We start from the raw sequence: 23,653 nt of genomic DNA on the forward strand, positions 1-23,653 counted from the left end.
GGCGCAATACTATAAGTAAATGTCGCCTGAAGCCAAGGGGGGAAAAGCGGCGTGATTGCAAAGGGTATTGCAAAGGGTGTCTTTACCCGTTGGCCCGTGCTGTTCTTTATTTGCTACAGACGGTTGTACACGGCTTGCTGGCAATTTGGCAAATGGCTGTCGTGAATCGTGCGCCTGATGTCGGTGGATTCACGCGGCGAAGCGCACTGGCCGCGGGGCGGGGTCGGGCGCATAGTCACTGTTCGACAACAACAAGGCAGAGGCGGCCATGACCAAGACCCTGCATCACCGTGCCTGTCACCTGTGCGAAGCGATCTGCGGGCTCAACATCGAAGTCAGTCATGAGGAGGACGGGCGGGCCCTGATCAGCTCGATCAAGGGCGACCCCCAGGACCCGTTCAGCCGTGGCCATGTCTGCCCCAAGGCCGTGGCGTTGCAGGACATCCAGAACGACCCGGATCGCCTGCGCCAGCCCCACAAGCGAGTCGGTGAGCAATGGCAGGCCATTGGCTGGGATGAGGCTTTCGCACTGGCTGCCGAAAAATTGTGGGCGGTCCAGCAAGCCCATGGGCGCAATGCCGTGGCGGTCTACCAAGGCAACCCGAGTGTGCACAATTACGGCTTGATGACCCACAGCAACTATTTCCTGGGCCTGCTCAAGACCCGTAACCGTTTCTCTGCCACGTCCGTGGACCAGTTGCCCCAACACCTGGTCAGCCACTTGATGTATGGGCATGGGCTGCTGCTGCCGATTCCGGATATCGATCACACGGAGTTCATGCTGATTCTTGGCGGCAACCCGCTGGCCTCCAACGGCAGCATCATGACCGTTCCAGACGTGGAGAAGCGCCTGAAGGCCCTGCGGGCGCGTGGTGGGCGCCTGGTGGTGGTTGACCCGCGGCGTAGCGAAACGGCTGCAATGGCTGACAGCCATTTGTTCATACGCCCTGGTGGTGATGCAGCCCTGTTGTGCGGCTTGCTCAACACATTGTTCGAAGAAGGCCTGGCACGGGGCTCGCACTTGCCGGTTAGCGGCCTGCAGCAGGTGCGCGAGGCCATTGCGCCGTTCAGTGCCGAGGCCGTTAGCGCCCAATGTGGTATTGCTGCAGCGGATATTCGCCAGCTGGCACGCGACTTCGCCGCTGCCGGGCAGGCCGTGTGCTACGGCCGCATGGGTGTCTCGACCCAGGCATTCGGTACCCTTTGCCACTGGCTGGTGCAGCTTGTGAACCTGGTGACCGGCAACCTCGACCGTACAGGCGGCGCGTTGTGCACGGAGCCTGCCGTCGACCTGGTGGCAACCACCTCGGGCGGCCACTTCAACGCCTGGCAGAGCCGTGTGTCGGGCTTGCCCGAGTACGGCGGCGAGCTGCCGGTGGCTGCCCTGGCCGAGGAAATGCAAACACTGGGCGAAGGGCAGGTGCGCGCCCTGGTGACAGTTGCCGGCAACCCTGTGTTGTCCACGCCTAACGGCCGCCAGCTGGATACGGCGCTGGAGGGGTTGGAGTTCATGCTCAGTATCGACCTCTACATCAACGAAACCACCCGCCATGCCGACCTGATCCTGCCCTCCACCTCAGCGCTGGAGAACGACCATTACGACAGCACCTTCAACCTGCTGGCAGTGCGCAATGTCACGCGCTTCAACCGGGCAATCCTGCCCAAGCCGGAGGGGGCATTGCATGACTGGGAAATCTTCGTCGGCCTGGCCCAGGCTTTTGCCAAGCGTGCCGAGTTGGAGTTGAAGCAGACCTGGTCGCCTGCGCAGATGATTGATCAAGCCCTGCGCAAAGGGCGCTATGGTGAAGCTACGCCTTGGCGGCTCTCCCTGGCAACCCTGGACGATCACCCGCACGGGCTTGACCTGGGGCCGTTACGCAGCAACCTCGCTGGGCGCCTGGCGACTGCCAGCAAGGCTGTCGAAGCCGCCCCCCAGGTTTTACTGGACGACCTGCACCGCCTGGCGCAAATGACGCCCCCGGTGCCGGGCGAACTGCTGCTGATCGGGCGCCGCCATGTGCGCAGCAACAACTCGTGGATGCACAACTTCCATCGCCTGGTGAAAGGCAAGCCACGGCATCAGTTGTTGATGCACCCGCAAGACTTGCAGCAGCGGCAACTGCAGGATGGCCAGCGCGTGCGCATACGTTCGCGTACCGGCTCACTGGAGGTCGAGGTGCAGGCCTGCGAGGACATGATGCCCGGTGTGGTCAGCTTGCCCCATGGTTATGGTCATGGTCGTCAGGGCGTGCACATGCAGATCGCCCAGGCGCAACCCGGCGTGAGTGCCAATGACCTGACCGATGAGCGCTTTCGGGACCAGGTTTCCGGAAACGCTGCACTCAATGGCGTACCCGTGCAGGTCGAGGCCGCTTGAGGAACGGCAAGGCCGAGCACTGCGCTCGGCTTTCCGATACAATGCGACACCGTGCCGACGACTGTGTCGGATAGTTCAGCCGAGGTGCTACATGGATATCATCGAAACGATCAAAGAGCAGATTGCCAACAACACCATTCTGCTTTACATGAAAGGCTCGCCGAATGCTCCGCAGTGCGGCTTCTCTGCGCGTGCATCGCAGGCCGTGATGGGTTGTGGCGAAAAGTTCGCCTACGTCGACATCCTGCAGAACCCGGAAATTCGCGCCAACCTGCCAAAATACGCCAACTGGCCGACCTTCCCGCAACTGTGGGTAGCCGGTGAGCTGGTTGGCGGCAGCGACATCATGCTGGAAATGTTCGAGAAGGGTGAGCTGCAAACCCTGATCAAGGAAGCGGCTGCCAAGGCCAAGGCTTCTGAAGCCTGATCTTCCGGCAAGCATGAAAAAACCCGCTGATCGCGGGTTTTTTCATGGGGCGAATATTTACTCTTCGCCCATCTGCGACTGCAGGTAGTTCTCGATACCGATCTTGTCGATCAGCCCCAGTTGGGTTTCCAGCCAGTCGATGTGTTCTTCCTCGGACTCGAGGATATCTTCGAGCACGTCACGCGAGCCGAAGTCGCCAGCGGTTTCACAGTGGGCGATGGCGGCCTTCAGGTCGACCAGGCCTTGCTGTTCAATCTTCAGGTCGCACTCGAGCATTTCCTTGGTGTGCTCGCCGATCAGCAGTTTGCCCAGGTCCTGAACGTTAGGAATACCCTCGAGGAACAAAATACGCTTGATCAGCTTGTCAGCGTGCTTCATTTCATCGATGGATTCTTTGTACTCATGCTTGCCGAGTTTGTTCAGCCCCCAATCTTCGTACATGCGTGCGTGCAGGAAGTACTGGTTGATCGCGACCAGCTCGTTTCCGAGGATCTTGTTGAGATGCTGGATGACGCTTACGTCGCCTTTCATGTCGGGTTCCTGCCCTGTAGAAGTGTGTCAATCCACTGAAGTTTGAGCCCGATACTTAGGTGTGTCAAACCTAAGTTCTTGAATAATAAGTGAAAATTAATAGGAATAAGAATGTTTGTGAACCGCGTTGCAACGCTAACTTGTTGAATTTCGGGCATAAAAAAACCGGACACCAGGTCCGGTTCTTGAAATTCTGCGTTCAGGCAGCGGTAAATTCGACGGGGTAGGGCAGGGCTGCCTGACTGACCTGAAGCTCGGTCAGGGTCTCGCGGACCACTTGCTTGGCCACGCAGGCGCATTTCCCACACTGGCTGGCGACATTGGTGGCGGCTCGCACTTCCTTGTAACTGCAGCATCCTTCATAGATCGCATCGCGGATCTGTCCGTCGGTAACGCCGACACAAAGACACACATACATAAGGGCTGACCATCGCTTGTTGGGTCGATGGGTTGGAGCTTAATGGTAATGAGAATGCTTGTCAAAGATCTTTCTGAGAGGGCTGTGCTTGAGTGACCGGTGGTCGCTTTGTCGACGGAGTCGGCCTGTCATGAGAAGCCGTGTATGATGGTCGGCCTTTGTTGGATGTCGGGCAAGCCCGTCTGGCCCGGCAAACGGTTTTTCACCCTCATCAGGAGATTACAATGAGCGTACTCGTTGGTAAGAAAGCCCCCGATTTCACCGTTCCGGCCGTGCTGGGCAATGGCGAGATCGTCGATAGCTTCAACCTGGCCTCGGCCATCAAGGGCAAGTACGGCCTGGTGTTCTTCTACCCGCTGGACTTCACCTTCGTCTGCCCGTCCGAGCTGATCGCCCTGGACAACCGCATCCCTGACTTCCAGGCGCGCAACGTGGAAGTGATCGGTGTATCGATCGACTCGCACTTCACCCACAACGCCTGGCGTAACACCCCGGTCAACAACGGCGGCATCGGTCAGGTGAAGTACACCCTGGCTGCCGACATGACCCACGAAATCTGCAAAGCCTACGACGTTGAGTCCGAAGGCGGCGTGGCCTTCCGTGGTGCCTTCCTGATCGATACCAACGGTGTTGTCCGTTCGCAGATCGTCAACGACCTGCCACTGGGCCGTAACATGGACGAGCTGCTGCGTCTGGTTGACGCTCTGCAGTTCCACGAAGAGCACGGCGAAGTCTGCCCTGCCAACTGGAAAAAAGGCGACAAGGGCATGAACGCTTCGCCTGAAGGCGTTGCTGCCTACCTGAGCGAGAACGCTGGCAAGCTGTAATTGCTGCGTGCATGAAAAAACCGGCCTTCGTGGCCGGTTTTTTATGCCTTTCTGTGCCGGGCTCTTCGCGGGCGCGCCCGCTCCCACCGATTCTCTGCATGCCTGAAGGCAAAGGTGAACCTGTGGAAGCGGGCGTGCCCGCGAATGCCTTTGGCAGATCAATCGTTGAAATCGCGCCAGCCGCCCATTTCTTTCCAGCGGTTGACGATGCCGCAGAACAGCTCAGCGGTTTTCTCGGTGTCATAACGTGCCGAGTGCGCCTCACGCCCGTCGAAGTCGATGTCAGCGCTCTGGCAGGCCCGCGCCAGCACGGTCTGGCCATACGCCAGGCCCGCCAGGGTGGCGGTGTCGAAGCTGGAGAACGGGTGGAACGGATTGCGCTTCAGGTCATTGCGCGCCACTGCTGCATTGAGGAAACCCAGGTCGAAACTGCTGTTGTGGCCGACCAGAATCGCCCGCTTGCAGCCGTTGGCCTTGAGTGCCTTGCGCACGCCACGGAAGATGTCGGTCATCGCGCTTTCCTCGCTGACCGCCATGCGCAGCGGGTGGTCCAGCTTGATCCCGGTGAACTCAAGCGCGGCCGGCTCGATGTTGGCGCCCTCGAACGGCTCCACTCGGTGGAAGTAGGTGTGTTCGGGGAACAGGAAGCCTTTCTCGTCCATGCCGATGGTGACGGCGGCAATTTCCAGCAATGCATCGGTAGCGCTGTTGAAACCACCGGTTTCAACATCCACCACGACCGGCAGATAGCCGCGGAAGCGCTCGGCCATCGGGTGGCGAGGACCGCTGCTGCCTTGGGTGTCCAGGTCGTCTTCGTAAAGGTCTTCGCTCACGCGTTTTTCTCCAGCAGGCGCCAGCGCAGTTTTTCGCCAGCGCGCAGCGGGACTACGGTTTGCTCGCCAAATGGCAGGCTTTCCGGAGCGGTCCATTCTTCGCGGACCAGGGTAATGGTTTCGGTGTTCGCCGGCAGGCCATAGAAGGCCGGGCCGTGCAGGCTGGCGAAGCCTTCCAGCTTGTCCAGCGCGTTACGCTGCTCGAACGCTTCGGCGTACATCTCGATGGCCGCATAAGCGGTGTAGCAACCCGCGCAACCGCAGGCTGCTTCCTTGGCGTGACGGGCATGAGGTGCCGAGTCGGTGCCGAGGAAGAACTTCGGATTGCCGCTGGTGGCTGCATCCAGCAAGGCCACCTGGTGGGTGTTGCGCTTGAGGATCGGCAGGCAGTAGAAGTGCGGGCGAATGCCGCCAACCAGCATGTGGTTGCGGTTGTACAGCAGGTGCTGGGCGGTGATGGTCGCACCCACGTTGGCCGGGGCCTCGGTGACGAACTGCGCGGCGTCGCTGGTGGTGATGTGTTCGAACACCACTTTCAGCGTCGGGAAGCGCTCGACCACACGGCGCATGTGCTCGTCGATGAAGCGCTTCTCGCGGTCGAACACGTCGATCTCGCTGCGGGTCACTTCGCCATGCACCAACAGCGGCATGCCAACTTCCGCCAGCGCCTCTATGGCCGGGAAGATGTTGTCGATGCTGGTCACGCCCGAATCGGAGTTGGTGGTGGCGCCGGCCGGGTACATTTTGGCGGCGTACACGAAACCGCTGGCCTTGGCCGCGCGGATGTCCTCGGGGCTGGTGCGGTCGGTGAGGTACAGCACCATCAGCGGCTCGAAGCGACTGCCGGCCGGGCGGGCAGCCAGAATGCGCTCACGGTAGGCACCAGCCTGCTCGGCATTACGCACCGGAGGATTCAGGTTGGGCATGATGATGGCACGGGCGAAGGTACGCGCCACGTCGCCAACGGTGTGGGGCAGGACGGCACCATCGCGCAGATGGATGTGCCAGTCGTCGGGGCGCAGGAGGGTCAGGCGATCGGACATTGGGGATTCCAGGCGGGTCGAACTCAAGCCCCAATCCTACCGGAAAACCCCGGGGCGAGCACGGCTATCAAGTTTTCAGGACAGCGTCCGATAGCCTGCAGGTAAGCCGTCAGAATTTGTGGAGCCGCCCGTGCGCCAGCGTTACCTAGCCCTGTTGACCCTGTTCGCCAGCCTGCCGGCCGGCGCACTGACTTTCCAGACGCGCATGGAGAACATTGCCTGGAAGGTCGAGGGTGACCAGTTCGAGTGCCGTCTGAGCCAGCCGATCGAAGGTTTCGGCAGCGGTACGTTCGTGCGTCGGGCAGGCGAGCAGCCGGTGTTCCAGCTGCGGTCGGACAGCAACGTACTGGGTGCAGGCACCGCCAGCCTGTTGGCCGCGGCAGCGCCGTGGCAACCAGGGCGTGGCGATATCAACCTGGGCAATGTGCGTATGGCCCGCAGTGGCGTGCTGTTCAGCTCTTCTCAGGGGCAGGCCAGCCGGCTGATCAACGGCTTGCTCGACGGGCGTAGCACCGTCGTGCGCAACTACACCGGTGAGGCGGGCAGGCCGATGGAAGTGCGTGTGCTGCCGGTCAGCTTCGCCAAAGCCTACAGTGACTATCAGGTCTGTGCTGGCAAGCTGTTGCCGATGAACTACGACCAGGTGCGCCAGACACAGGTGGGTTTCCCCGGGGGAGGTATCGAGCTGGATGCAGCAGCCAAGGCGCGGCTGGACGTGATCCTCGATTACATGAAAGCCGACCCGACGGTGAACCATGTCGAGCTCAATGGGCATTCCGACAACAGTGGCAACCGCCTGGCCAACCGCGACCTGTCACGCCGCCGCGCATTGGCCGTGGCCGATTATTTCAAGGCTAATGGTGTGCCGGACGAGCAGATCACTGTGCGCTTCCATGGCGAGCGTTATCCGCTCGCGAAGAACAACAGTGCGTCGAATCGAGCGCGTAATCGGCGGGTGAATATCGAGCTTGATAGGCTGGCGGTGGTTGAGAAACCGGTGGAAAAGCCGGTTGAGCAAGCGGCGCCGGGTGTTGCACCGGTATCAGGGCCTGTTCCAGCGGGTCCGGCTGCTGCACCTGCCTCGGGCGTCCCGGGGGCGAAGGCGCCCTGAGATCTGGTCGGTGCATGTCATGGGCTCGCATCAAGGCGGACACCTGGCGGCGCTCGGTCTCACAGGCGCAGAATGTGTCGAGGCGGACACCTGGCGGCGCTCGATCTCACAGGCGCTGAACTCCTCAAGGCATGCACGCTGCGGCTCGACGCCCCTCCATGGTCCTCATGCCACATCCTGCAACCGACCGCCCGTCGCCCCTACGAAAGTTCCTGTCGCTTTGTCGTCAGAAGCTGTCGCCCCACTGTAAATTTATCCGCAACGCCGGTAGAATCGGTCCCTTTCCGTACAACCCCGTGGAGTGATGGCATGGCGGACGTAAAAAAGGTCGTACTGGCGTATTCCGGCGGCCTTGATACTTCGGTGATTCTCAAGTGGCTGCAGGATACCTACAACTGCGAAGTGGTGACCTTCACCGCTGACCTGGGGCAGGGCGAAGAGGTCGAACCGGCCCGTGCCAAGGCCCAGGCAATGGGCGTTAAAGAGATCTACATCGACGACCTGCGCGAAGAATTCGTGCGTGATTTCGTGTTCCCGATGTTCCGCGCCAACACCGTCTACGAAGGCGAGTACCTGCTGGGTACTTCCATCGCCCGTCCGCTGATCGCCAAGCGTCTGATCGAAATCGCCAACGAAACCGGCGCTGACGCCATTTCCCATGGCGCCACCGGCAAGGGTAACGACCAGGTGCGCTTCGAGCTCGGTGCTTATGCCCTGAAGCCAGGCGTCAAGGTCATCGCCCCATGGCGCGAGTGGGACCTGCTGTCCCGCGAAAAGCTGATGGACTACGCCGAGAAGCACGGCATCCCGATCGAGCGCCACGGCAAGAAGAAGTCGCCGTACTCGATGGACGCCAACCTGCTGCACATCTCCTACGAGGGCGGTGTCCTGGAAGATACCTGGACCGAGCACGAAGAAGACATGTGGCGCTGGAGTGTCTCGCCTGAGAACGCCCCGGATCAGGCTACCTACATCGAACTGACCTACCGCAATGGTGACATCGTTGCCATCGACGGCGTCGAGAAATCCCCGGCCACCGTCCTGGCAGACCTGAACCGTATCGGTGGTGCCAACGGCATCGGCCGTCTGGACATCGTCGAAAACCGTTACGTCGGCATGAAGTCGCGCGGTTGCTACGAAACGCCTGGCGGTACCATCATGCTCAAGGCACACCGTGCCATCGAGTCGATCACCCTGGACCGCGAAGTCGCTCACCTGAAAGATGAGCTGATGCCAAAGTATGCCAGCCTGATCTACACCGGCTACTGGTGGAGCCCGGAACGTCTGATGCTGCAACAGATGATCGATGCTTCGCAGGTCAACGTGAATGGTGTGGTGCGCCTGAAACTGTACAAGGGCAATGTGACCGTGGTTGGCCGCAAGTCGGACGATTCGCTGTTCGATGCCAACATCGCCACCTTTGAAGAAGATGGTGGTGCGTACAACCAGGCAGATGCTGCGGGCTTCATCAAGCTCAACGCACTGCGTATGCGCATTGCCGCCAACAAGGGCCGTTCGCTGCTCTGATTGCTGGCGTGTGCGAAAACCCCGGCTCAGTCCGGGGTTTTTTTATGCCCGCGCAAAGGCGGGTCGTTCAACTTCGATGGCTCACATCATCGCCCTCAAGTGTGCTGATCGAAAGCTGCGCACATTGACGTCTGTCCAGATTACAAAAGCGCCAGACTCGTGTTGGCTCGGGCGGTTGGGCAAGTGCGTGCAAGAGTTGTTGCTCCATCATGCGATAGGCGTCGGGGCCAGAGAACATGAATGTGACAGGCTCGCCCTGTACCGCCTCTTGGGCATCATTGGAAATAGCGGGTGTGACCACACTGTTCAGTGCTGGCGTGTTGGGCTGTGCTGTGCTGTCGGGTAGCGGGTTGTAGAACGACTTGTAATTGAAGTTGAGCGTCAGAAAGAACAGTGCCGTCAGAAAGAATGGAAAGCCTACCAGGAACCAGGTGTAGAGCTTTTGGCTGGACTCGCCGAGAAATGGCAGTGTGGCAAGGGCGGAGGCTTCGATGATCCCCGCGAAGATGGCAATGATCGTCAGCGGGGCGACAGGTTGTGCTTGGGTCATATAGGCCGTCTCCAGCGGTTTTGTCCATCTTTACCTTACTGCTGTACTCAACTAAAGGCTGGATTGTTTCCCGGGGGAGGAATGTCGTCAGAGAACCTCGTTGTGTTGCTTTTTCGACGTGCTTGAGTCGGAAGTTTTCCTTTGCTGAAGATCAGTCTTCAACTGGTACGTTTATGTCAGTGGGTGGTACCGTTTCTTTCGGTAATAAGTAATTTGTTTGTTACAACCATAGTCATTGTGTGTAGGAAGTTTCTGTAAGTTCTGTAGGCTTTGTCTGTCCATGGCTTTCGCTGGTAAATCGCCGCGCCAGCAAGCGTCCTGTCGGTTATCTTGGCGTGCCAAAGCAACAACAATGTATGGATATCGCATGAATAAAGTGCTTATCGTGGATGATCATCCGGTCATACGCCTGGCCGTACGCATGCTGATGGAGCGGCATGGGTATGACGTTGTGGCGGAGACTGACAATGGGGTGGCTGCGTTGCAGCTGACACGGCAACACCTGCCGGATATCGTGGTGCTGGATATCGGTATCCCGAAACTGGATGGCCTGGAGGTGATCGCCCGCATGGCGACGTTCAGCCCGGGTAGCAAAGTACTGGTGCTGACGTCACAGGCCCCCGGCAACTTTTCGATGCGCTGCATGCAGGCAGGGGCGGCGGGTTACGTGTGCAAGCAACAGGAGCTTACCGAACTGCTCAGCGCTATCAAGGCTGTGTTGTCGGGTTACAGCTACTTCCCCAACCAGGCCTTGCATGCGTCACGTGGCAGGGGGGCGGGCAGCGAGACGGATATGGTGAATCGCCTTTCTGCGCGAGAAATGACGGTGCTGCAACAACTGGCGCGAGGGCGTTCGAACAAGGAGATTGCCGACAGCATGTACCTCAGCAACAAGACGGTCAGTACCTACAAGTCGCGGCTCTTGCTCAAGCTCAATGCACGGTCGCTGGTTGACCTGATCGAGCTGGCGCAACGGCAAGGTCTGAACTGATCGCCAAGCCTTGAAGCCTCCAGACGGAGGCTTTGCCAAGGCTATGGGGCCATGACTACGGGACCCGCACTACAGGTCGTAATCAAAATCGGCCAACTGCTTTTGCAGGCGCCGTTCTTCCAGCATGTTGTCGATGGTGCGGCGTTTGCTCAGGTTGGTCTTTGCGATTTCAACCTGTGGCTCCGCGTCGTCGTCTGCGGCAACAAAATCATCATCGATCGACAGGTCGTCTTTATCGGTACTCATGAGTCGCTCCAAGCCAAGGGGCCATTGGCCGTCCTTATAACCAGAAAGCAGACGCTGGTAAAAAAGATTTTTTCAATCGATGTGAGTGGTTTTTGGCTATCGGCTCAATCGTCGGAGGTTTTGTGCTTGTACTCGCACAAATCTTCGATCCTGCAGCTTCCGCACCTTGGCTTGCGCGCCTGGCATACGTAGCGCCCGTGCAGGATCAGCCAGTGGTGGGCGTCGAGCAGATAGTCCTTGGGTACAAACTTGACCAGTTTCTTTTCCACTTCCAGCACCGTTTTGCCTGGCGCGATGCCCGTTCGGTTACTCACCCGGAAGATATGGGTATCCACGGCCATGGCCGGTTGGCGAAACGCCGTGTTAAGCACCACATTGGCGGTTTTTCGGCCGACACCGGGTAGCGCCTCCAACGCTTCGCGGGTTTGCGGTACCTGGCTGTCGTGGCGCTCGATCAGCAGCCGGCACGTTTCTATGACATTCTTGGCCTTGCTGTTGTAAAGCCCGATGGTCTTGATGTATTCGCTGAGGCCTTCAACGCCCAGGGCATGGATGGCCTCGGGGGTGTTGGCGACGGGGAACAGGCGGGCAGTGGCCTTGTTGACGCCGACGTCGGTGGATTGCGCGGACAGTGTCACGGCGACCAGCAGTTCAAACGGGGTCGTGTAGGCCAGTTCGGTCTTGGGGTCGGGGTTGTCTTCGTGCAGCCTGCGAAAAATCTCCAGGCGTTTGGCGGCATTCATGAAATCAGGGCTTTCCTTGACAATGTGGGTGGGCTGGGCCCGGAAGCAGGCGATTGTACAAGGCCAACAGCAGACCCAGCAGCAGTAGCGCACCGGGGGCGAGGCTGGCCAGGTGCAGCTCGGCATGGTCAGCCAGCCATTGGCGACTGGCGCCCAGCAGCAGGCAAATGGCAAAGACAGCGCCGAGGTGCCTTGCGAGCAGGCGCCAGCGGTGTTGGTCAGGCAACAGGTGGTCACTGGCCAGGCATTGCAGGCACAACAATGCGGGATAGTGGCCCAAAGCAATGGCCAGTGGTAGCAGCCAGGCCCGCATGGCCAACTGCAGGCAACTGGCCAACGCAGCCAGCAGCAGCAGGCTAGCCATTACATAGGCCCAGCTGGCCATGTGTTTACGCAGTGGCGCCAGCAACAGTTGGTGCAGGCACCCCATCAGTACTGCGCACAGGCCGATGGCCGCGCCTTCAGCCAGCGTTCGGGTGGCACCCAGCAGTGGCGCCAGGCTCATGGCCAGCAGGCAGAACCTATTCATGGGTGGCGCCCTCCAGCAATACACTACGCTGCTCGTCGAAATAGCTCAGCGCATCCTGCAATGCGGCGATCACCGCGCGCGAGGTCACGGTTGCGCCGGCCAATTGGTCAAAGTCACCCTGGTCCCGCTTCAGCGCCCAGTGATCGCCCTGATCGCGGTTGTTGAACTGACTCAGCCAGTGCAATCGCGGATCCCCCAGGCGATCGCCCAGCCCGGGGCTTTCCTGTTGTTCGACAACCTGGCTGCCGATCAGCCGGCCGTCCGTGGTGATGGCGACGCTCAGCACGATCGGCCCGGCATACCCCTGGGCCTGTGTTATCAGGATAATGGCGCTTGGCTTACCTGCCACAGTGGCACGGTAAGCTGCCAGGATACGGCTGTTGGGCCTCTGTGCGGCGGGCCTTGGCAGTGGGCTTTCCAGGGGCTGGTTGTCATAGCTACCGTCGGGCAGCACGGCCAGTCGCAGGCGGCTTTGCAGCTGCTTTTCAGCGCCGGCGATGGCCGGGCCGGTCCACTGCCGCCAGGCCAGGGTGGCAGACACTGCCAATACTCCCGTCAGCAGCAACAGGCCCACATCCCGAACCCCGCGCTTCATCGGGCTGCCTGCTGACGCTGCGCAGCCATGCGCTCGAGTGCCGGTGCGAAAAGGTTCATCAGCAGGACGGCGAACGCGGTGCCATCCGGATAGCTGCCCCACGTACGAATCAGGTAGATGAGCACCCCTGTTCCTACGCCGAAGTACAGTTTGGCCCAGTCGTCTCTGGGGCCGGACACTGGCTCGGTCGCAATGAAGAATGCTGCCAGCATGGTCGAGCCGGAAAACAGGTGCAGCAAAGGCGAGCCATTGGAGTCCGACCCCGAACCGTTCCAGCCCAACAGGCTGAATACCAACAGCCCTGCCAGCAAACCTGCCGGTGCATGCCAACTGATCACCTTGCGCTGCAGCAAGAACAGGCCGCCAAGCAGGAATGCCAGGTTGACCCATTCGCTGCCTGCCCCGCCAATGTTGCCAAAGCCCGGATGGCTGGCAAACAGCTCGTCGATGGTCAGGCTGCGGTTGTGGCGCAAGCCGTCGAGCAATGTCGGCCGGGCCCAGGCATCGATCTGTTCGCCCCCAGCGAACACCTGCTGCACGCTGTCGAGCAGGCCTGGGGCCTGCCCAGGCCAATGGTTCATCTGCAACGGGAAGCTGAGCAGCACGAAGGCATAGCCCACCATGGCTGGATTGAACAGATTTCGCCCCACCCCACCGTAGGCCTGCTTGCCGATACCGATCGCGACACTTGCCGCGATGACCGGCAGCCACCATGGCGCCAAGGTGGGCAGGGCGGCCGCCAGCAGCACGGCGGTCACCAGTGCGCTGCCGTCGTTTAGCGCCTGGCTCAGTGATTGGCTGCGCAGTGCCAGCAGCAATGCCTCGCACAGCAGCGCGGCACTGGCGCACAGCAACAGGTTCAGCATCATGCCCCAGCCATGCAGCCACAACAGCGCCAGCAGTCCAGGCGTGCAGGCTAGCAAGACCAGGCCCATGCTGGTGCGTAGGCGCGGATCGGGACTGCTCATTGGCCAAACATTCCGTTGAAACCGGAAAATGCCATGGCCATCACCCCGGCACCGATCAATTCGATGGGCAGGCCGCGCAGTACGTTGGGGATATCGGCGTGGGCGCTGCGCTGGCGCAGGTCGGCGAACACCATCAGCGCCAGCCAGAAGCCGCCACCCGTCAGCAAGCCTTGGAGCAGCATGGTTGGCCAGGTGCTGTTGTCGCTTGTCTGCTGCAGCGCCAGCCCAAGCGCTGCTGCATTGCTTAACAGCAGCGCTGGCAGCCCCACTACAGGCCAGGCCGGGCGCCACTTGGCCAAAAGCCAGGGCAGGCCCCAGGCGAGCAAAGCCAGCCAGGGCAATAGCAGAAACAGGGCAAGATCGTGGATGTGCAACGGGGCAAGTACCGCGTGCACCAGCAGCTGCGCGCCGATTACGCCCAGGGCGATGCACAGGGCGCAGGCCAGGCCGTGCACCTGCAGTTGCAGCCCGGGGAGTGGCTGTCGAAGCAGGCACAGGTGATTGATCAGTGCGGCGCTGATCAGGACCAGGATGTAGTCATTCATGAGATGACGATAGCCGGGAATCGGGGCGATTGTCCGGGTTTGACATGAAGGGGCCTGCGTAATTGTGGGAGCGGGCAGGCCGCTCCCACAATGGCCCGCAGGGCGGTTACTTGATGCGCTGGCCTGGCTTGGCGCCGCTGTCCGGGCTCAGCAGGTAGATTTCTTCACCGCCAGGGCCGGCAGCCATGACCATGCCTTCGGACACGCCAAAGCGCATCTTCCGGGGTTTGAGGTTGGCTACCATCATGGTCAGGCGGCCTTCCAGCTTGGACGGGTCTGGGTAGGCCGACTTGATGCCGGAGAACACGTTGCGTCGCTCGTCACCAATGTCCAGGGTCAGTTGCAGCAACTTGTCGGCACCCGCCACGGCTTCAGCCTTGACGATCAGCGCCACACGCAGGTCGACGGCAGCGAAGGTATCGAACTCGATCTCTGCCGATAGCGGGTCCTTGGCCAGTTCGCCATTGCCCGCCGGGGCCTTGGCTTCGGCAGCCAGCAGGTCTTCCTTGCTGGCAGCGACCATGGCTTCGACCTTGGCCGGTTCGATACGGCTCATCAGGGCCTTGAACGGGTTAAGCGGGTGGTTTTCCAGGCGTGTCAGGTGGTCGTTCCAGGTCAGCGGGGCCACGTTGAGGAAAGCCTCGGCGTCAGCGGCCAGCACCGGCAGTACCGGTTTGAGGAAGATCACCAGCTGGCGGAACAGGTTGATGCCTTGGGCGCAGATGGCCTGGACTTCATCCTGCTTGCCTTCCTGCTTGGCCAGTGACCACGGTGCCTTGTCGGCGATCCAGGCGTTGGCGCGGTCGGCCAGTGCCATGATTTCGCGCATGGCGCGGCCAAAATCACGGGCCTCATAGGCTTCGGCGATGGAAGGTGCGGCAGCCAGGAAGGCTTCGGTCAGCTCAGGCGCGGCATCACCGCTTACCATCACACCTTCGTTGCCCTTGTGGATGAAACCGGCGCAGCGGCTGGCAATGTTGACGACCTTGCCGACCAGGTCGGAGTTGACCTTCTGTACGAAGTCTTCCAGGTTCAGGTCCAGGTCGTCGACGCCACGGCCCAGCTTGGCCGCATAGTAGTAACGCAGGTATTCCGGCTGCAGGTGGTCCAGGTAGGTGCGGGCCTTGATGAAGGTGCCGCGTGACTTGGACATCTTGGCGCCGTTGACCGTCAGGTAGCCGTGCACATTGACCGCGGTCGGCTTGCGGAAGCCGGCGCCTTCGAGCATGGCTGGCCAGAACAGGGCGTGGAAGTTGACGATGTCCTTGCCGATGAAGTGGTACAGCTCGGCCTTGGAGCCTTCGTTCCAGAAGGCGTCGAAGTCCAGCTCCGGGCGGCGCGCGCAGAGGTTCTTGAAGCTGGCCATGTAGCCGATTGGTGCATCCAGCCATACGTAGAAGTATTTGCCAGGCTCACCCGGGATCTCGAAGCCGAAGTATGGCGCGTCGCGGGAGATATCCCACTCCTGCAGGCCGGAGTCCAGCCATTCCGCCAGCTTGTTGGCTACCGCGTCCTGCAGGGTGCCGCTTCGGGTCCACTGCTGCAGCATGGCCTGGAAGTCTGGCAGCTTGAAGAAGAAATGCTGGGAATCACGCAATACCGGGGTGGCACCGGAGATCGCTGACTTGGGGTTCTTCAGCTCGGTGGGTGCGTAGGTGGCACCGCATTTTTCGCAGTTGTCGCCGTACTGGTCTTCGGCCGCGCACTTCGGGCAGGTGCCCTTGATGAAGCGGTCGGCGAGGAACATGCCTTTTTCCGGGTCGAAGTACTGGGTCACCGACCGGGTGGCGATGTGCCCGGCTTCGCGCAGGCGCGAGTAGATCAGGCTCGACAGCTCGCGGTTCTCTTCGCTGTGGGTGGAGTGGAAATTGTCGAAGTCCACCAGGAAGTCGGCGAAATCGCTGCTGTGCTCGGCCTGGACGTTGGCGATCAGCTGTTCCGGGGTGATACCTTCCTTTTCGGCGCGCAGCATGATGGCCGAACCGTGGGCGTCGTCGGCGCAGACATAGATGCATTGGTTGCCGCGCAGCTTCTGGAAGCGCACCCACATGTCCGTCTGGATGTACTCCAGCATATGGCCGAGATGGATCGATCCATTGGCATAGGGCAGGGCGCTGGTGACGAGAATCTGGCGTGGCTCGGACATGGTGGCTCGGCTACTTATCTGGCTACGGGGTGAAAATGAGGGTGATCGGCCACTATAAAGGGCTGGCGAAGATATTTCACCCCGCAAGCGCATCTGCTGACGATTGACGGGTTAGGATAGGCGGCTGTTTTACATTCAGTTTGCCAATGGGAGTCTCCATGAGTGCCGTCACCCGTGCCGCCGTTGAAGGCGTGCTTCGCCAGTACACCGACCCCTACCTGAACCAGGACCCGGTCAGCGCCGGCTGCGTGCGCGCCATCGATATCCAGGGCGGGCAGGTCAGCGTGCAGTTGCAGTTGGGTTATGCCGCAGGGCTGTTCAAGAACGGCTGGGCCCAGGTGCTGCAGACCGCCATTGGCAGCCTCGAGGGGGTCACTGGCGCCCAGGTTTCGATCGATTGCGTGGTGGCCGCGCACAAGGCCCAGGCCCAGGTACCAGCCATGGCCAACGTCAAGAACATCATCGCCGTGGCCTCGGGCAAGGGCGGTGTGGGCAAGTCGACCACCGCTGCCAACCTGGCCTTGGCCCTCGCACGCGAAGGCGCACGGGTAGGTATTCTCGATGCCGACATCTACGGTCCCAGTCAGGGGGTGATGTTCGGCATCGCCGAGGGTACCCGTCCACAGATTCGCGAGCAGAAGTGGTTCGTGCCGATCAAGGCCCACGGCGTGGAAGTCATGTCCATGGCCTTCCTCACCGACGACAACACGCCGATGGTATGGCGTGGCCCGATGGTGTCTGGCGCGCTGCTGCAGCTAGTCACCCAGACCGCTTGGGATGACCTGGATTACCTGGTGATCGATATGCCACCGGGTACCGGTGACATCCAGCTGACCCTGGCACAAAAAGTACCGGTGGTCGGTTCGGTGATCGTCACCACGCCGCAGGACCTGGCGCTGCTGGATGCCAAGAAGGGCGTGGAAATGTTCCGCAAGGTCAACATTCCGGTGCTGGGCGTGGTCGAGAACATGGCCGTGCATATCTGCTCGAATTGCGGCCATGCCGAACACCTGTTCGGTGAAGGTGGCGGCGAGAAGCTGGCCAGCCAGTATGGCGTCGACCTGCTGGCGTCGCTGCCGTTGTCGATGCTGATACGTGAGCAGGCCGACAGCGGCAAGCCGACGGCGATCGCCGAGCCGGAAAGCCAGATTGCCATGGTTTACCAGGAGCTGGCCCGCCAGGTAGGCGCGCGGATCGTGCTGCAGGAAGCTGCGGCGCCGGCAATGCCCAGCATTACCATCAGCGAAGACTGACGCATTCCCTGTGGGGGCAACTGTCTTGCTCAATTTCTAAAAGCTGGCGCGATCCCTGTGGGAGCGGCCTGGCGTCGCGAAAGGGCCGCGCAGCGGCCCCAGGATCTCGGCATAATGCATAGATTACTGGGGCCGCTTTGCGGCCCTTTCGCGACACAAGGCTCCACACATCCACACACTTGCAATGCATGGCCTTCAGACAGGCATAAAAAAACCCGCCAGAAGGCGGGTTTTTTTGAAAGCTAGGAAGCTAGATCGACTTAGGCGATCTGAACTTCTTCAGCCTGCATGCCTTTCTGGCCGCGGGTAGCGACGAAAGTAACAGCCTGGCCTTCTTTCAGGGTTTTGAAGCCGTCAGCTTGGATGGCTTTGAAGTGCACGAACAGGTCGTCGCCCGACTGAGGGGTGATGAAGCCGTAGCCTTTCTCATCGTTGAACCACTTAACAACACCGGATTGACGGTTGGACATTTTTCTGTCTCCTTGGACAATTTGATAACGGTCAGGAAAAACCCTGCCCGGGACTGAGCGCAAAGAGAGCAGAAAATTCAGCGATGGGCCGATCAGGATCGTGCATCAAACTAGAGATTCTCGGTGTCACGTGCAGCACAGTGGCAACACCTTACCCCACTTTCCGCAACCTGCCAATGGTCAGAAGACGCTTTAGGCAAATTCGGATCGGCGGCGGCTGCAGCCCCCACCCGGCGCGGGATGAGGGATGGAACTTTAACCTGGGCGCCGGGACCGGTAATATGCGCGTCACGATTTTCACCTCGCAACTCTTCAGGACACCCCGCCATGAGCATCAAATCGGACAAGTGGATTCGCCGCATGGCGCAGGAACACGGCATGATCGAGCCGTTCGTCGAGCGCCAGGTGCGCGGCGAGCAGGACAACCGCGTGATCTCCTTCGGCGTCTCCAGCTATGGGTACGACGTACGCTGCGCCGACGAATTCAAGGTGTTCACCAACATCAACTCGGCCACCGTCGACCCGAAAAATTTCGATGCTGGCAGCTTCGTCGATATCAAGAGCGACGTGTGCATCATCCCGCCAAACTCTTTCGCCCTGGCGCGCACTGTCGAATATTTCCGCATTCCCCGTGACGTGCTGACCATTTGCCTGGGCAAGAGCACCTACGCCCGTTGCGGCATCATCGTAAACGTCACGCCGCTCGAGCCCGAGTGGGAGGGCCACGTGACGTTGGAGTTCTCCAACACCACCACGCTGCCGGCAAAGATCTACGCCAACGAAGGCGTGGCGCAGATGCTGTTCTTGCAGTCCGACGAAGAGTGCGAAGTGTCGTACAAGGACCGTGGCGGCAAATACCAGGGCCAGCGCGGCGTCACGCTGCCGCGTACCTGAGCCGACAAGCGCGGGGAATTACCCGCGCCTTTGGCACTCCAACGAAGTAACGCCGGTGTGCATGATGTACATCGGCTTTCGTCAGGAGCAGCCAATGAAACTCCATCCCGCAATCAGTGCCAAGCTGGCAGGCCTGCAGCCCAATCACGTAGGGTTGTTGCCCTGGTCACTGCTGGCGCACCCGCTGCCCATGCAGGCGGGGGGCGTGCCCCATCAGCCTGACCCCGATACCCCGCAACCGCCGGAACCCGGTGAGACGCCTCCCATGGAGCCGGGTGAGCCGACCTTGCCGGACGAGCCGCCTCCCGCCCCTGTGGCCTGAGCGTCGCTAAAGCGGCCAGACGCGTTCAGCGCCAGCCAGGTACAGCCGGCTGGCGCTGGCGGGGGTGACTTCCCACCCTCCGGTGAACTCACCGAATGCAGGTAGCAGGCTGACTTGCTCATCGATCACGAAGCAAGGCAGGCGCAAGCGCTGACGGGCCTTGCCGCGCAGGACGAAGACTGGGTGTACGTGGCCCGCCAGTACCGGGTGTGTGTGGTGGGGCTGCGGCTCGTGCTGCAGGGCAAAGGGCTCCAGAACCCAAGGCTCGTCCACGACCTGGATATCGAGCGAGGCAGGTGGATCGCCGGCGTTGCGGTCATGATTGCCGCGTATAAGCACTATTTTCAGTTCTTTGTGCCGCTTGCGCCAATCATCCACCTTGGCCAGCGTTGCCGGTGCACGGGCCGTGCGGGCATGCAGAAAGTCGCCCAGGATGATCAGTTGCTCACAGTCATGTGCGGCCAGCAGGCGATCGAGCCTGGCGAGTGTCGCCTCAGTCGTTCCACGTGGCACCGGTTGATGCAGGGCGCGGTAGCTGGCGGCCTTTCCGATGTGCACGTCGGCCACCAGCAAGGCGCGACGGGCGGGCCAGTAGATGGCTTTGTCGGCAAGCAGCCAGAGCGCCTGCCCCCAGTGTTCGATGGGTTGGTAATTCATCCCGCGTCCGCCGCTTGTTCCAGTTCCGCTACCATCCGCGCAATGCGGTCTGCCAGCTTCTCGGTGCTCAATGTCTCGCGCATGCCTTCCACCAACAAGGCAAACGCCAGGGGCCCTGGCCGCTTCAAAGCCCGCAGGTCAAGTTGCAAATCACTCATTTTCAGCAGTTGCCGATGCAACCGTTCGATTTCCAGCTCTTCGCTCAAAACTTCATCCCGCGCCTGGCCAAGCAGCAAATTCCCCGCGTCGTGCTTGCGAAACACCTCATAGAACAGCCCGCTGGAGGCCTGGATTTGCCGCGTGCTCTTCTGCGCGGCGGGATAGCCACCAAACACCAGCCCGGCAATCTGGGCAATTTCGCGAAAGCGCCGCAGTGCCATTTCCCCGGCATTCAGGCTGGCCAGCACATCTTCCAGCAGGTCCGCGGTGCCGAGCGCTTGTGGCAAGTGCCTGGCCCAGTCCACCTGGGCAGGGCTGAGGAGTTCGAATCCGTAGTCATTGACAGCAATCGACACCGACAGCGGTTGTGCGCGGCTGACCCGCCAGGCAATCAGATTGGCCAAGCCCAGGTTGGCCATGCGCCCGGCAAAGGGATACAGGAACAGGTGCCAGCCTTGGCGTGACTTGAAGGTTTCGGCCAGCAGCGTGCCTGTGGTGGGTAAGGCTGACCACTGCGCCTGAAGCGCAAGCAGCGGGCGTACTGCCCGCATTTCCGGCCCGTCAAAGCGTTCATGGGCTGCAGCGTCGAGCTGCTCGACCAGCGCCTCGGCCAGTTCGCTCGAGAGCGGCATGCGCCCGCCATTCCAGCGCGCTACCGCAGCCTTTCGCGCCGTGCTGCGACGCACATAGGCCGTCATGTTTTCCACGCGTACCAGCTCCAGTACCCGCCCGGCAAATACCAGCGTATCGCCGGGGCGCAGGCGGGCGATGAACGCTTCTTCAACACTGCCCAGCGTTTTCCCGCCGCCGCCCTTGCTCCAGTATTTCAGTTGCAGGTTGGCATCGCTGACGATAGTGCCGATGCCCATGCGGTGGCGCCGCGCCAGGCGTTCGCTGGTAACCCGATAAACACCGTCGGCCTGGCGCTCGACGCGCTGGTAGTCCGGATAGGCGGTCAGTGAGCTGCCGCCGTGGCAGACGAAGTCCAGCGCCCATTGCCATTGGCTGTCGCGCAACTGGCGAAAGGCCCAGGTGCTGCGCACTTCGGCGAGCAGTTGCTCCGGGTGAAAGCCACTGCCCAAGGCCATGCTGACCAGATGCTGTACCAGCACGTCCATGCACAGGCGCGGTGAAAAGCGGGCTTCGATGTGGCCGGCTATCAGCGCCTGCCGGGCCGCCGCCGCTTCCACCAGTTCCAGGCTATGGGTGGGCACCAGGGTGATCCTGGAGCGCCGCCCAGGCGCGTGTCCTGAGCGACCCGCCCGCTGCATCAGGCGGGCGATGCCCTTGGCCGAGCCAATTTGCAGCACCCGTTCCACGGGCAGAAAGTCCACGCCCAGGTCCAGGCTGGACGTGCAGATCACCGCCTTGAGGCTGCCTTGCTTGAGGCTGCGCTCGACCCAGTCGCGCGTATCACGGGCCAGCGAGGCGTGGTGCAGGGCGATCAGCCCGGCCCAGTCTGGCCTTGCCTCAAGCAGGGCCTGATACCAGATTTCTGCCTGGGCGCGGGTGTTGGTGAACACCAGGCTACTGGCACTGGTATCGATCTCGTGACAGACCTGGTCGAGCATCTTCAGGCCCATGTGTCCAGCCCAGGGGAAGCGCTCGATTGCTGCTGGCAGCAGGGTGTCGACTTGCAGCGCCTTGTCTTGCCGGCCTTGCACCAGCAGGCCGCCCTGGGGCAGCAAGACATCCCGTGCGTGTTGCAGATTGCCGAGCGTTGCCGACAAGCCCCAGGTCGGTAGGCCTGGGTGCCAATGCCGCAGGCGCGCCAGGGCCAGCTGCAGTTGTACCCCGCGCTTGTTGCCAAGCAGCTCATGCCATTCATCCACTACCACCAGTTGCAGCGTGGCGAAATCCTCATGTGCCTGTGCCCGGGTCAGCAGCAGGGTCAGGCTTTCGGGGGTGGTGATCAGCACACTGGGTAGCCGCCGTGCCTGTCGGGCGCGCTCGGCACTGTTGGTGTCGCCGCTGCGCACCCCTACGCTCCAAGGCAGTTGGAGCTCATCAAGCGGCGCTTGCAACGCACGTGCGGTGTCGGCGGCCAGGGCACGCATGGGCGTCACCCACACCACCTGTATGGGGGCCAAGTGGCGGCCCTGGGGCCTGGGCTTGAACGCACGCAGCGCAGCGAGCCAGACCGCATAGGTCTTGCCGGCACCGGTACTGGCATGCAGCAGGCCGGACTCGCCCCGTTCGACGGCGGCCCATACGCGCCGTTGGAAAGCGAAGGGCTTCCAGCCGCGCTTGGCAAACCAGGCATTGGCGAGGTCGGTAGCAGCAGGCATGAGGCAGGCGGTCCTTCGAAGGCTGTGCTTCTACAGACCACTTGCCGGCTGCAATGGTTTTACCGGATCAATTGGCCAACAGGTAGCCGCTGCGGCATACCTGTTCGCCGGCCACATGGGCGATGACCATGCCAGCCGTGGCCATGCGCCGTACGCTACGCGCATACAGCAGGCCCGGCTGGCTGTTGCGCAGGGCGGTGACTCGGTCACTGAGTGGGTCGATGACTTCGGCAATCAGTTGGCCGGCCTCCAGGTGCTGGCCCGGTTTGGCGTGGTAAACCAGCAACCCACCCAGTGGCGTTGCCACGGGTTCCACCGCGGCCAACGGCGTGGCGTGGCGTAACAGCGCGGGCAGGGCGGCACTGGTGCCTTCGATGACACCTGCGTAGGTCAGGAAGTCGAGGATCGCCTGGCAGTCCTTGCTGGCCAGATCATGGCTGACATCCGCCTGGCCACGCAGCTCGACGGTGACCGAGCAGCAGCCCAGCGGAATCGGGAAGCGTTTGCCGAAACGCTGCTGCAATTGCCACCAGACCAGGCTGAAACATTCATCGAACGACTGCCCGCCCGAGTCAGTTGCCAGCAGGCTGGCCTGGGCGCCCAGGTAACGGGCCAAGGGTTCGATCTGGGGCCAGGCATCGGGGGTGGTGTACAGGTGCTCGACTGCTTCGAAGTCGCAGTGCAGGTCCAGCACCATATCGGCATCGCAGGCCAGGCGCTGCAGTATCAGGCGCTGGGCCTGCAAGGGGGTGCGGGCCGGGTGTGCATCCAGGCCGCGGCGCAGGTATTCGCGGATCAGTGCAAGGTTGTGCGTCGGGTCCTGGGTGAGGTGTTCTTCGATCAGGTCGCCGATGCTGTCCGACAGGTCGACGAAGTTGCGATTGAAGTTCTCGCCGCTTTGCAGTTCAAAACGCCCCAATGGTGCATCCAGCAGCACTTGCTCCAGACCCACCGGGTTGGCCACCGGCACCAGTATGATCTCGCGCTGCAGTCGGCCTTGCTGTTCCAGTTCGGCCAGGCGGCGCTTGAGATGCCAGGCTACCAGCATGCCCGGCAGCTCGTCGGCGTGCAGTGAGGCTTGTATATAGACTTTGCCACCACTGCGGGGGCCGAAGTGGAAGCTGTGCAGTTGGCGGGTGATGCCCGGTACGGGGGAGAGCAGGTCGTGGGTTGAATGGTGCATGTTGGTCCTGGCTGCGTGGC

25 protein-coding genes are annotated in these 23,653 nt (G+C 61.3%); 9 read left to right on the forward strand and 16 right to left on the reverse strand.

Annotated elements, in window-relative coordinates; all coding sequences use genetic code 11:
* The first annotated feature begins 268 nt into the window (after positions 1–268).
* Both FQ668_RS04970 and grxD read left to right on the forward strand, forming a co-directional pair.
* On the forward strand, positions 269–2,377 hold the full coding sequence (locus FQ668_RS04970) for a molybdopterin-dependent oxidoreductase (RefSeq protein WP_070383524.1): 2,109 nt from the start codon (positions 269–271) through the stop codon (positions 2,375–2,377).
* A gap of 91 nt (positions 2,378–2,468) precedes the next feature.
* The gene (gene grxD, locus FQ668_RS04975; protein WP_003254949.1) at positions 2,469–2,804 is read left to right on the forward strand and encodes a Grx4 family monothiol glutaredoxin; all 336 of its coding nucleotides are present in this window, start codon (positions 2,469–2,471) and stop codon (positions 2,802–2,804) included.
* Positions 2,805–2,861: 57 nt separating this feature from the next.
* Here the strand turns inward: grxD and bfr are convergent, their stop codons facing one another.
* Entirely contained in the window at positions 2,862–3,335 is a 474-nt protein-coding gene (gene bfr, locus FQ668_RS04980) for a bacterioferritin (protein ID WP_003254948.1), read from the reverse strand.
* 199 nt (positions 3,336–3,534) lie between these two features.
* Positions 3,535–3,753: a bacterioferritin-associated ferredoxin gene (locus FQ668_RS04985; RefSeq protein ID WP_003254947.1), complete on the reverse strand. Its 219-nt coding sequence runs from the start codon at positions 3,751–3,753 to the stop codon at positions 3,535–3,537.
* A gap of 224 nt (positions 3,754–3,977) precedes the next feature.
* Here FQ668_RS04985 and FQ668_RS04995 point away from each other — a divergent pair, with 224 nt between their 5' ends.
* A complete protein-coding gene (locus FQ668_RS04995; RefSeq protein ID WP_003254945.1) occupies positions 3,978–4,580 on the forward strand; it encodes a peroxiredoxin in 603 nt (200 codons plus the stop codon).
* A 158-nt stretch (positions 4,581–4,738) separates the two neighbouring features.
* On the opposite strand, the gene rnt is transcribed toward FQ668_RS04995, so the two are convergent.
* The gene (rnt, locus tag FQ668_RS05000) at positions 4,739–5,413 is read right to left on the reverse strand and encodes a ribonuclease T (RefSeq protein ID WP_003254944.1); all 675 of its coding nucleotides are present in this window, start codon (positions 5,411–5,413) and stop codon (positions 4,739–4,741) included.
* Positions 5,410–6,456, reverse strand: a complete 1,047-nt coding sequence (gene pyrC / locus FQ668_RS05005; protein WP_014589913.1) for a dihydroorotase — start codon at positions 6,454–6,456, stop codon at positions 5,410–5,412. Before pyrC ends, rnt begins: the two co-directional genes overlap by 4 nt.
* 130 nt (positions 6,457–6,586) lie before the next feature.
* Here pyrC and FQ668_RS05010 point away from each other — a divergent pair, with 130 nt between their 5' ends.
* Entirely contained in the window at positions 6,587–7,567 is a 981-nt protein-coding gene (locus FQ668_RS05010) for an OmpA family protein (RefSeq protein WP_014589914.1), read from the forward strand.
* A gap of 309 nt (positions 7,568–7,876) precedes the next feature.
* Positions 7,877–9,094, forward strand: coding sequence for an argininosuccinate synthase (locus tag FQ668_RS05015; RefSeq protein ID WP_003254941.1), 1,218 nt, complete (start codon positions 7,877–7,879; stop codon positions 9,092–9,094).
* 67 nt (positions 9,095–9,161) lie between these two features.
* Here FQ668_RS05015 and FQ668_RS05020 read toward each other — a convergent pair whose 3' ends face one another.
* Positions 9,162–9,644, reverse strand: coding sequence for a hypothetical protein (locus FQ668_RS05020; protein ID WP_014589915.1), 483 nt, complete (start codon positions 9,642–9,644; stop codon positions 9,162–9,164).
* Between the two features lie 367 nt (positions 9,645–10,011).
* On the opposite strand from FQ668_RS05020, the gene FQ668_RS05025 reads away from it, so the two are divergent.
* Entirely contained in the window at positions 10,012–10,635 is a 624-nt protein-coding gene (locus FQ668_RS05025; RefSeq protein WP_003254939.1) for a response regulator transcription factor, read from the forward strand.
* 69 nt (positions 10,636–10,704) lie between these two features.
* Here FQ668_RS05025 and FQ668_RS28490 read toward each other — a convergent pair whose 3' ends face one another.
* The 7 genes from FQ668_RS28490 to metG form a co-directional block, all read right to left on the reverse strand.
* Positions 10,705–10,881, reverse strand: coding sequence for a PA3496 family putative envelope integrity protein (locus FQ668_RS28490; RefSeq protein WP_010952256.1), 177 nt, complete (start codon positions 10,879–10,881; stop codon positions 10,705–10,707).
* A 104-nt stretch (positions 10,882–10,985) separates the two neighbouring features.
* Positions 10,986–11,624, reverse strand: coding sequence for an endonuclease III (gene nth, locus FQ668_RS05030; protein ID WP_014589916.1), 639 nt, complete (start codon positions 11,622–11,624; stop codon positions 10,986–10,988).
* A 4-nt stretch (positions 11,625–11,628) separates the two neighbouring features.
* A complete protein-coding gene (locus FQ668_RS05035; RefSeq protein ID WP_070383525.1) occupies positions 11,629–12,153 on the reverse strand; it encodes an NADH:quinone oxidoreductase in 525 nt (174 codons plus the stop codon).
* Positions 12,146–12,748, reverse strand: coding sequence for an RnfABCDGE type electron transport complex subunit G (locus tag FQ668_RS05040; RefSeq protein WP_119714096.1), 603 nt, complete (start codon positions 12,746–12,748; stop codon positions 12,146–12,148). Before FQ668_RS05040 ends, FQ668_RS05035 begins: the two co-directional genes overlap by 8 nt.
* Complete coding sequence (locus tag FQ668_RS05045; RefSeq protein WP_119714095.1) at positions 12,745–13,716, reverse strand: RnfABCDGE type electron transport complex subunit D; 972 nt, start codon at positions 13,714–13,716, stop codon at positions 12,745–12,747. The genes FQ668_RS05040 and FQ668_RS05045 overlap by 4 nt, the downstream gene beginning before the upstream one ends.
* Positions 13,713–14,261: an Rnf-Nqr domain containing protein gene (locus tag FQ668_RS05050; RefSeq protein ID WP_144179916.1), complete on the reverse strand. Its 549-nt coding sequence runs from the start codon at positions 14,259–14,261 to the stop codon at positions 13,713–13,715. Before FQ668_RS05050 ends, FQ668_RS05045 begins: the two co-directional genes overlap by 4 nt.
* Positions 14,262–14,367: 106 nt before the next feature.
* Entirely contained in the window at positions 14,368–16,407 is a 2,040-nt protein-coding gene (gene metG / locus FQ668_RS05055; RefSeq protein WP_014589921.1) for a methionine--tRNA ligase, read from the reverse strand.
* Between the two features lie 158 nt (positions 16,408–16,565).
* Between metG and apbC the strand changes: the two genes are divergently transcribed.
* A complete protein-coding gene (gene apbC / locus FQ668_RS05060) occupies positions 16,566–17,660 on the forward strand; it encodes an iron-sulfur cluster carrier protein ApbC (protein ID WP_003254924.1) in 1,095 nt (364 codons plus the stop codon).
* A gap of 260 nt (positions 17,661–17,920) precedes the next feature.
* Here the strand turns inward: apbC and FQ668_RS05065 are convergent, their stop codons facing one another.
* On the reverse strand, positions 17,921–18,130 hold the full coding sequence (locus tag FQ668_RS05065; RefSeq protein ID WP_003254922.1) for a cold-shock protein: 210 nt from the start codon (positions 18,128–18,130) through the stop codon (positions 17,921–17,923).
* Positions 18,131–18,457: 327 nt separating this feature from the next.
* On the opposite strand from FQ668_RS05065, the gene dcd reads away from it, so the two are divergent.
* Together dcd and FQ668_RS05075 are read left to right on the forward strand one after the other, a co-directional pair.
* On the forward strand, positions 18,458–19,024 hold the full coding sequence (gene dcd / locus FQ668_RS05070) for a dCTP deaminase (protein ID WP_003254920.1): 567 nt from the start codon (positions 18,458–18,460) through the stop codon (positions 19,022–19,024).
* A gap of 94 nt (positions 19,025–19,118) precedes the next feature.
* Positions 19,119–19,346: a hypothetical protein gene (locus FQ668_RS05075; RefSeq protein WP_003254918.1), complete on the forward strand. Its 228-nt coding sequence runs from the start codon at positions 19,119–19,121 to the stop codon at positions 19,344–19,346.
* Positions 19,347–19,352: 6 nt separating this feature from the next.
* On the opposite strand, the gene pdeM is transcribed toward FQ668_RS05075, so the two are convergent.
* From pdeM to FQ668_RS05090, 3 genes are all read right to left on the reverse strand, one after another.
* Complete coding sequence (gene pdeM / locus FQ668_RS05080; protein ID WP_019438146.1) at positions 19,353–20,003, reverse strand: ligase-associated DNA damage response endonuclease PdeM; 651 nt, start codon at positions 20,001–20,003, stop codon at positions 19,353–19,355.
* Entirely contained in the window at positions 20,000–22,450 is a 2,451-nt protein-coding gene (locus FQ668_RS05085; protein ID WP_144179918.1) for a ligase-associated DNA damage response DEXH box helicase, read from the reverse strand. The genes pdeM and FQ668_RS05085 overlap by 4 nt, the downstream gene beginning before the upstream one ends.
* Before the next feature lie 67 nt (positions 22,451–22,517).
* Positions 22,518–23,633, reverse strand: a complete 1,116-nt coding sequence (locus FQ668_RS05090; protein ID WP_070383530.1) for a succinylglutamate desuccinylase/aspartoacylase family protein — start codon at positions 23,631–23,633, stop codon at positions 22,518–22,520.
* Positions 23,634–23,653: the final 20 nt, after the last annotated feature.

Origin of the sequence: Pseudomonas sp. Kh14 (assembly GCF_900291005.1) — a bacterium.
Lineage (GTDB): Bacteria > Pseudomonadota > Gammaproteobacteria > Pseudomonadales > Pseudomonadaceae > Aquipseudomonas > Aquipseudomonas alloputida.